Raw genomic sequence first — 8,561 nt, 5'->3', positions numbered from 1 at the left:
GGGGTTGGATGGCTCACAGGTGTATGGATACGTCCTTCATCAGCTTTAGCGGTAGCTTCACTCGGCCCGGTTCCCGAAACCAACCGCATGACATCTTCCTTCGTGATCCGTCCGCCAGGGCCGGTGCCAGGCACGGTGCGTAAATCAATAGCGTGCTCGGCGGCCATGCGTTGAGCGACCGGCGTTGCCAAAACCTCACCTGTGGCAGGTGATGAGGTCGCTACCGGTGTTGGTGCTGATGTGGCCACAGATGGAGTAGTCGCTACCGGTGTCGGTGCTGATGTGGCCACAGATGGAGCAGTCGCTACCGGTGTCGGTGCTGATGTGGCCGCAGATGGTGCAGTCGCTGCCGGTTTCTCTGCCGGTAACGCACCTGCTTCGATGGTTCCCAGCAGGTCACCGATCGCGACAGTTGTACCTTCGGGACATGCGATATTGGTCAGAATTCCACTCTGATCGGCAGCCACTTCGAGATTGACCTTATCGGTTTCCAACTCAACCACCGGTTCACCAACAGCAACCGGTTCACCTTCGCGCTTGAGCCAGCGTGCTACCGTCGCCTCAACAATCGACTCACCGAGCGACGGCACTCGAATTTCGTATGCCATACTCTAACCTACCTCATATTAAACGGATGCTCTCATCCTTATCGCGTCTGCTTGCCCATTTCAGTCTTTGCCCTCATCTGATAATACCCCGCTGCCGCTCTTGACGTTAACAACGGCAGGGGGATGCAGGTGGTCAGGGGTGCTCGTCTGCGTTGCTAATGTGCCTAGCTGCTAGTCACTTCTTGTCCCTGAATGGCCGGTATTGGCGATTCCGGCAAATTAGCTACTGCTTCACGTAGAATACGAGCCTGTTCGCGCACATGAATGCTGTGCAACCCTTCTGCCGAGCTAGCCGATTCGGGGCGTCCGACATAACGTAGCGTCACCCCTTCTGGGAGCAGCTTTTGCAGCCGTGGCCAGACAAATGTCCAGGCGCCCATATTTTGTGGCTCTTCCTGTAACCAGATCACCTCGTGCAGGTTTGGGTAGCGCCTGATTGCCGTTTGCAGCTCTTCTGCCGGGAAGGGATAGAGCAATTCCAGACGCAGCAGATCGATGCGTCCACCGCTCTTTTCCCATTCGGCGCTTGAGAGCAGGTCAATAGCAACTTTGCCTGAACAAAGGATCAGGCGCGTCACACCTTCAGGAGCCGGTGCTTCGTTACCCAGACCAAGGATCGGTTGGAAACGAGCGTCGGTGAGATCGCGGAGCGAGGAGCTGCTGCGCGGATGGCGCAGCAGGCTCTTTGGGGTCAGAATGATTAGCGGTTTCGGGTCGGCGTACAACGATGCCGCCTGATACCGTAAGAGGTGGAAATACTGGGCAGCCGTCGTACAATTAGCGATGCGAATATTGTCATTCGCTGCCAACTGCAAAAATCGTTCGAGCCGTGCGCTCGAGTGTTCTGGGCCTTGACCCTCGTAACCGTGAGGGAGCAGCATGACTAGCGAAGGATTCTGTCCCCATTTCGCGTGACCACTAACGATAAACTGGTCAATGATGACTTGAGCACCGTTGGCAAAATCGCCGAATTGCGCTTCCCACAACACCAGTGTATCTGGTGCGTGACAACTATACCCGTACTCAAACCCCAGTACCGACGCTTCTGAAAGCGGGCTATTGTAAACGGCAAACGAGGCACGTGCCTGTGGAATCGCGTGCAAAGGAATGAATCGCTCACCGGTAACGACATCGTGCAATACTGCGTGGCGATGACTGAACGTACCGCGTTCACTATCCTGACCGGTCAAGCGAATCGGCGTACCATCAGCGAGAATACTGGCAAACGCTAGTGCTTCGGCGTGACCCCAATCGATACCGTTTTCTTCGTAGATTGCCTGTCGGCGGCGTTGCAGCATGCGCTCCAGTTTTGGATGGACGGTAAACCCTTCTGGACGGTCGAGGAGCGCCTCGTTCAGTTCAATCAGGGTTTTCGCTGAAACCGGTCGCGCAAAGATGGGCGGACGGCGCATAGGGAGCGGATTGGCTGGCGGTGGCGCCGGTGGCAAAGTGGCGGCCAGTCGTTGGCGTTCGCGCACCTTCTCAAATGCCTGTTGCAGCTTTTGCATCACGGCATCGACACGGGCCTGCGCCTCTTCACGGGTGATCAGACCACGCCGTTCAAGTTCACGCGCCCAAATTTCGCGTACCGTCGGATGATTCCTGATCCGCTCATACATTTTAGGCTGAGTGAACTCCGGTTCGTCGCCTTCGTTATGTCCCCAACGGCGATAACCCACAAGATCGATCAGAAAATCTTTCTGGAACTTCTCACGATAGGCAGCGGCCATACGGGCTACGGCAATACAGGCCTCCACATCGTCGGCATTAACGTGGACAACCGGAATCTCCATACCACGTGCCAGGTCACTGGCGTACAGCGTTGACCGTGAGTCGTTGCTATCAGTCGTGAAGCCAATCTGGTTATTGATAATGATGTGAATCGTTCCACCGATATGGTACCCCTTCAAGCGTGAGAGGTTGAGCGTCTCGGCTACAATTCCCTGACCGGGAAATGCTGCATCGCCGTGAATCAAGATTGCCAGTGACTCCTTTTCATCTTCTTCAGGGAAGCCAGGTCGGTTGCGCCGTTCCTGTGCCGCACGCGCCCGCCCTTCAACTACCGGATTAATAAATTCGAGATGGCTGGGGTTCGGTACCAGCGTAATCGGCATCTCAGCAACGCCGCTCTCGCGATAGGCTTTCCGGGCGCCAAGATGATACTTCACATCACCCGTCCAACCTTCATAGGTGTCTTTGGTGTAGTCAGGTGAATGAAACTCGGTCAGAATCATCGAATAGGGTTTACCAAGGATATGAGCCAGAACATTCAACCGACCACGATGCGCCATACCGATCACGATTTCTTTCGTACCGCTGACTGCCGCATTACGAATGATCGCATCGATAATCGGGATGAGCATATCGCAACCTTCAATCGAAAACCGCTTCTGACCGGGAAAGGTCTTGTGTAAAAAGCGCTCAAAGCATTCGACTTCGGTTAAGCGGTCAAGTAATTCACGCTGTCGATCAGCATCGAGGTCTCGGAAGAAGCGGCGATCTTCGGCAGCTTCACGAATCCAGGCCCGCTCGCGGTAATCTTGAATCTGATCGGTCTCGTACCCAATTGAGCCAGAGTAAGCCTGCCGTAACCGTTCTACACCTTCGGCGGCGTTCCGTACCTGCGTAGCGATTGGCCCGCGTATGATGTGCGCTGGCAATGCTGCCAGATCAGCCTGGGTAACACCATGGGTCGCCAGTTCCAGACCGGGGTCGCCAGGTGGGTCACTTCCGAGGGGATCGATGCGGGCAGCCAGATGTCCTAATTCGCGGATATATCGGATTAATCGGGCTGCGCCTACGATGCGCGTTACGTCCAATGGTAATTGACCAGACTCGCCGGTCGGCACCGTACTATCACCTGGCGGTGTCCATCGCGCAAAAAAGGCCCGCGTTTCCTCATCGACCGAATGTGGGTCGGCGCAGTAGCGCTCGTACAATTCGATCAAATAGCCGGCGTTGGGGCCGTAGAAGCCATTCCATTCGTTCATGCCTCGCCCGCTCCTTGAAGTAATGAAGGGTTAGCCGATTGTTTGTTCATAATATCACAAATAATAACAACACAGTATCAGGCAATATTTTCAATTCTATTGTACCACGTTGGCTGCACAGCGTTTCAAGGCAAAAAGGCGATGCGGTCAGGAACCCGCATCGCCTTTTTTACCCGATTTGCATCGAAGATACCGAACTACATTGTCGCAATTGCGTTACATGCTGCGGCAATAATCAGCATTACGCTAACGGTGATCAAGACTGCAATGAATTGTGCCAGCCGATATGGCATCTCAAATCGGCTGACCTGGGGTTTCACAGAGGTAACTTGCTCTTGTTGCATCACTGCCTCACTAGGTTTCGTTTGTTTTCGGATATAGATATAATAGTAAATTGATATGGTGTCTAACAAGGGAGAAAAAACATCACGGCCAGGGAAGTTTCTCCCCGCTTTCTCCCCTGGAAGACTTCCCGCACGAGGAGTGAACAGTGTAGCAATTTGCAACGTTCTCCCTGCCCGCTTGTGGGTCTGCCGGGCAACCGATAAGTTCTGGTCGTGCACTGCACGACGCAGGCCAGCGGTCTGATCCACGGTATTCACGGCCAGTATTGATCTGGCCCTTGCTCGGATCGCGGCACTCGTCCAAAAATTGTGCGGAATTTTTTACCGAATCTGGGATGGTAAGCTGCTATCATGACGAGTAACCATCTGGAACCGGTCGCGTGTAGGAGTGAGGCTATCATGGAGTTTGCGTTGCTCATCCTCTGTCTCGCACCGATGATTTTCTTCATTGGTGCCGGAGTCGGGTTTCTCGTTGGGCGGGCGCTGGCTCGTTCTGCCGATCCTCGTCGTCAGTTCGCCGATCTGGTTCGGTTCTGGCAGCAATCCCAACAGATCGATGCTGCCAGCGCCGAACGTATTTTGCTGCTGTTGTATAGACAGCCCGGCGTGCAATCATCTGCTGATACCACACAACTGGCTGCGCAACCGGCTTCTACAATGACTGTGGCCGATCATACGTCACCATTGGCAGCGACGGCAGGAATGCCGTCATCACCACCGATTCCTTCAATGCCTGTGCCGGTTTCCCTGCCTAAAGCTGACCAGGTATTACCCCCACCACCGGTTGCCCCGGCAGTTACAGTGTCAATGCCGACAGCACCGGAATCTACGGCGCCACCTACAGATGCTGCGGATGACTCACAAACCGTACCACCACTGCTGACAGCATTGCTCTCGATGGAAGCACGACGAACGCTATTGATAATTGGTTCGTTTTTGATCCTCATCTCTAGCTTGGTACTGGTAATCTTTAACTGGAACCGATTTCCGCCGCTGGTGCAGGTTGGACTCTTGAGTGTTTTTACCGGTGGCCTCTGGGGGGGCGGGTACTGGATGCAGCGACGTACCGCTCTCGTAACTGCCGGTCGTAATCTCAGTTCGGTCGCGATGCTGATGTTACCGGTCGTGCTGTTCTCTTTTACCCGACCGGGCTTGTTTGATCTTGACGGACGGCTGGCCTCGTTTGTGGTAAGCGTCCTGAGTTGTATGGTGTATACGGTCGCTGCCTGGCAAAGCCGACGGCTCTTCTACAGTCTGACTGCCAGTGCTGCGGCGTGTGCGGCGCTCTATAGCAGCTTTTTGTGGTGGTCGGTGGATGGACGCTGGCAGCCAATCTGGTCGTTTGTGCTGTGGAGCGTTGCCCTGATTATTGCCCACCAATTGAACCGAAGTACTCGGTCGATGCTGGTGCCTGGGCCGCGCATTGTCTCTATCGCCGGGCCAGCGCTGTCGATTTTACTAAGTCTAGGATTGTTTCTGGCGAATCCCGTTCCGGCTGAAGCTCCTACAACAATAATAGTTTTGCTCCTCGGGGCTGCGTTTGGCGTTGCTTTGGCATGGTTTGAAGATCAACCAGCCTGGCTTTGGGCAACAGCGCTCTTGGTGCCACTGGCAACGATGGTGGGAGTGGTCTTGCCCGCTGATGGGCTGACGTGGATCAACCTTAGCTTCGCCAGCCTGACACTGATCTATCCGATCGTGGCCGCTGTGCTGGAACGGCGTTTACCGGCATATTCGCTACCATTTCTGGTGTTGATGCCGATGCTGGCAGTCGTTGCGCTGGCTACTGCACTTGATCGCGTGGCAATTGTCCGAAGTTACCCGATCCTGATCGGTACCACCCTCTTGGTGGTTGGGCTGATCGAGTGGCGGCGTCTGGTTCTCTTGCAACCGCATCGGACTCTGGTTGGTACGATTGTGGTAAGTATTCAACTTGGATTGGTGACTATTTGGGCCGGTTCGTTTGTCACCACCTGGGAACTTCGTAGTCTGATTGCGGTTGTCCTTGGCGGGTTGGTCTTCATCGTGAGTACGATCCCGCTTGGTCATCGGTTCACCTACGTGCCAGCGGTCTGGTGTTATGGTGGTGCAATCTTGATCGCTCTCGGTACCAGCCTGAGTAGTTTGCTTGATCCGACCCTGCGATTGGTTACTCCGCTGATTGCTGCACTGCTTTACGGTTGGCGAGCTTTTCGCTACCGGCAGAGGCTATGGGCTGGAGCAGCCCTGGCAGCAGGGCTTGCGTTGTGTGGGGTAGTGCTGAATCGGGTTGGATGGCTAGCAAATCTTGACCACTATCTGCTGGCAAGCGTGCTTTTCGCCGGTGGATTGAGTATCGGTGGGAGTTTGCTCGGAAAACACGCTCCTGCATATAAATACTGGACAGCACCGGCTCTGTTTTGGGCAGCTTCCCTGGGATGTATCAGCGGTATCTTGTTCGTGAATGCTTTCCTTGCCCCAAGCCTAGCAGCGGTTATTGCTGCCCTTGTCGGCAGTGTCACGATTGTTCTTCTCGGTATAATCTACCATCGCTGGCAGACGGGCTACCTAACGGCGTTGCTACTGTTGGCAGCCTGGATGATGGCACTGTTCAGCGATGTGCTTCCATGGAACGAGACGCTTCACTCGCTCTCGATCCTGGCAATTCTGCTAGCTGTGGGCTACGGCTGTCTAGCGTTGATCATGCGTTCACGGTCTCCATTTGACCGTCCGTATGCTCAGTTTGGCCTGGGAACGGCGTTCTTGCTTCCGTTGCCGGCATCAATCGAACTGATTGGACTGTTGTTTACTAATCTACCGTCCTCGTTATTACGCGATCTGACATTGGCAGCAGCCAGTTCAGCTATGTTCATGACGATTGGGGCCTTCGTGTATCGGCGCTGGCGATTAATCAGTCTGGCCTTGCTCCAATCCTTTCTCGCTTTTGGGAGCACTGTTCACTGGGTAGATGGTGCGAATCAGGTGACAACCGGCTGGTCATTGCTCCTGATAGCGAGTCTGATTGCGCTAGGGAGTGCCTTCGTCCATCGTCGGTATAGCGTCGTTGTTGTTCACCAGCTCGTGTACGACAGCTACCTTCTCAGTAGTATTGCGAACCTGGTAGCGCTGAGTATGCTCTTTACCGGAAGTGTGAGTAGTCTCAGTCTGCCACTGCTAGTTCTCTTGGCTGGAGGCTATGGCTTTCTGACGTTGATCAGGCGTTCACGAACGCCGTTTGATCGTCCGTATGCTCAGTTTGGTCTGGCAACGTCGTTCCTGCTACCGTTACCGGCACTGCTCGAACTGATTGCGTTCACCGATCTGACGTCGCCGGTCTTGCGTGATCTGACGTTGGCAGCGATTAGTTCAGCCGTGTTCATGATCATTGGGGCCTTCGTGTATCGGCGCTGGCGATTAATCAGTCTGGCCTTGCTCCAATCCTTTCTCGCTTTTGGGAGCGCTGTTCACTGGGTAGATGGTGCGAATCAGGTGACAACCGGCTGGTCATTGCTCCTGATAGCGAGTCTGATTGCGCTAGGGAGTGCCTTCGTCCATCGTCGGTATAGCGTCGTTGTTGTTCACCAGCTCGTGTACGACAGCTACCTTCTCAGTAGTATTGCGAACCTGGTAGCGCTGAGTATGCTCTTTACCGGAAGTGTGGGTAGTCTCAGTCTGCCACTGCTAGTTCTCTCCATGATCATCGGTGTGATAGCTCAATTAGAGCAACGTGTTACCGGTGCAAGTCTGAGTCTGATCGTACTACTCGGATGTATTGCCAGTAGTCTGGCGCTGACACCACTTTCACCGCCATGGCAGGCAGCGTGGTTTGTGCTCACCCTCGTGCCACTCCTGCTGATCGGTGGATTTGCCGCTCGCTTGTATAGCACCCGTATTTGGCAACAGCCCACCCTCTGGATTCCACTTATCGCCGCTTGTATTCTCGGATCCCAGGCATTGTTCGATCTGCGTGCCGGGGTGATAGCCCTTGTGAATGGTGGGGTGCTCCTCGTTACCGCTACGTTCCGCGAACGCCGGAGTATCTATGCCTACCTCGCCGGAGCGGTCTTTGTGACTGCCAGCCTCGGTCAGTTTCTGGTTTGGGAACTGCGTGAGGTTCAGTTGTACGTTGTTCCGGTAGGTATCTACCTCTTTGCATTGGCAGCCGGTATCCGGATATTTCAACGGCAGGTGTCGGTGGCGCGGTTGGTCGATAGCGCCGCCGTCTGTCTGCTCCTTGGCGTCACTTTCATACAGGCTGGTGGATCAGGTGAGAACGTCGGCTACGTGATGTTATTCGGTGGTGAGTCGTTACTGGTAATGGCCTACGGTATACTTGCCCGTCTCCGAGTACCCTTTATCGGTGGGGTAGCAGGTTTGGTCATCGCTGTGCTCTGGATGGTGGCTTACGCTGCCAGTATGCTCAATCAGTGGCTCGTGTTGGGCTTGTTGGGAATGTTGATGCTTCTGACCTACGTTTTGCTCGAGCGTCAGCAGGAGCAGCTACGACGGCTCGGACGTGATCTGGTTATGCGGCTGCAAGAGTGGCAATAGATTAGGTAGACCAGAGGCGTCTATCAGAAATGTCTTGCTCATGCGATAGGCGATGTGTGTGTATTGAACATGCTTTTCGCCGGAGCTAC

4 protein-coding genes are annotated in these 8,561 nt (G+C 54.5%); 1 reads left to right on the top strand and 3 read right to left on the bottom strand.

Features of this window, described 5'->3' with window-relative positions:
- The 3 genes from JE47_RS0111945 to JE47_RS21950 form a co-directional block, all read right to left on the bottom strand.
- A partial coding sequence (locus tag JE47_RS0111945; protein WP_031459982.1) for a biotin/lipoyl-containing protein occupies window positions 1-608 on the bottom strand: 608 nt, incomplete at its 3' end.
- 164 nt (window positions 609-772) lie between these two features.
- On the bottom strand, window positions 773-3,598 hold the full coding sequence (locus JE47_RS0111940; protein WP_031459981.1) for a 2-oxoglutarate dehydrogenase E1 component: 2,826 nt from the start codon (window positions 3,596-3,598) through the stop codon (window positions 773-775).
- 197 nt (window positions 3,599-3,795) lie between these two features.
- Window positions 3,796-3,942 (bottom strand): hypothetical protein, encoded by a 147-nt coding sequence (locus tag JE47_RS21950; RefSeq protein WP_173424559.1) that lies wholly within the window; start codon window positions 3,940-3,942, stop codon window positions 3,796-3,798.
- 351 nt (window positions 3,943-4,293) lie between these two features.
- On the opposite strand from JE47_RS21950, the gene JE47_RS0111930 reads away from it, so the two are divergent.
- Window positions 4,294-8,472, top strand: a complete 4,179-nt coding sequence (locus JE47_RS0111930; protein WP_152556049.1) for an SCO7613 C-terminal domain-containing membrane protein — start codon at window positions 4,294-4,296, stop codon at window positions 8,470-8,472.
- The last annotated feature ends 89 nt before the right edge of the window (window positions 8,473-8,561 follow it).

Source organism: Chloroflexus sp. MS-G (genome assembly GCF_000735195.1).
Taxonomy (GTDB): Bacteria; Chloroflexota; Chloroflexia; order Chloroflexales; family Chloroflexaceae; genus Chloroflexus.
Note: the sequence above shows the minus strand (reverse complement) of the source record. Positions and strands in the feature narration are given on the sequence as shown.

Coding starts and splice junctions, on each gene's coding strand:
- JE47_RS0111940 (WP_031459981.1), bottom strand. CDS start 3,598: ATGAACGAATGGAATGGCTTCTACGGCCCCAACGCCGGCTATTTGATC.
- JE47_RS0111930 (WP_152556049.1), top strand. CDS start 4,294: ATGACGAGTAACCATCTGGAACCGGTCGCGTGTAGGAGTGAGGCTATC.
- JE47_RS21950 (WP_173424559.1), bottom strand. CDS start 3,942: ATGCAACAAGAGCAAGTTACCTCTGTGAAACCCCAGGTCAGCCGATTT.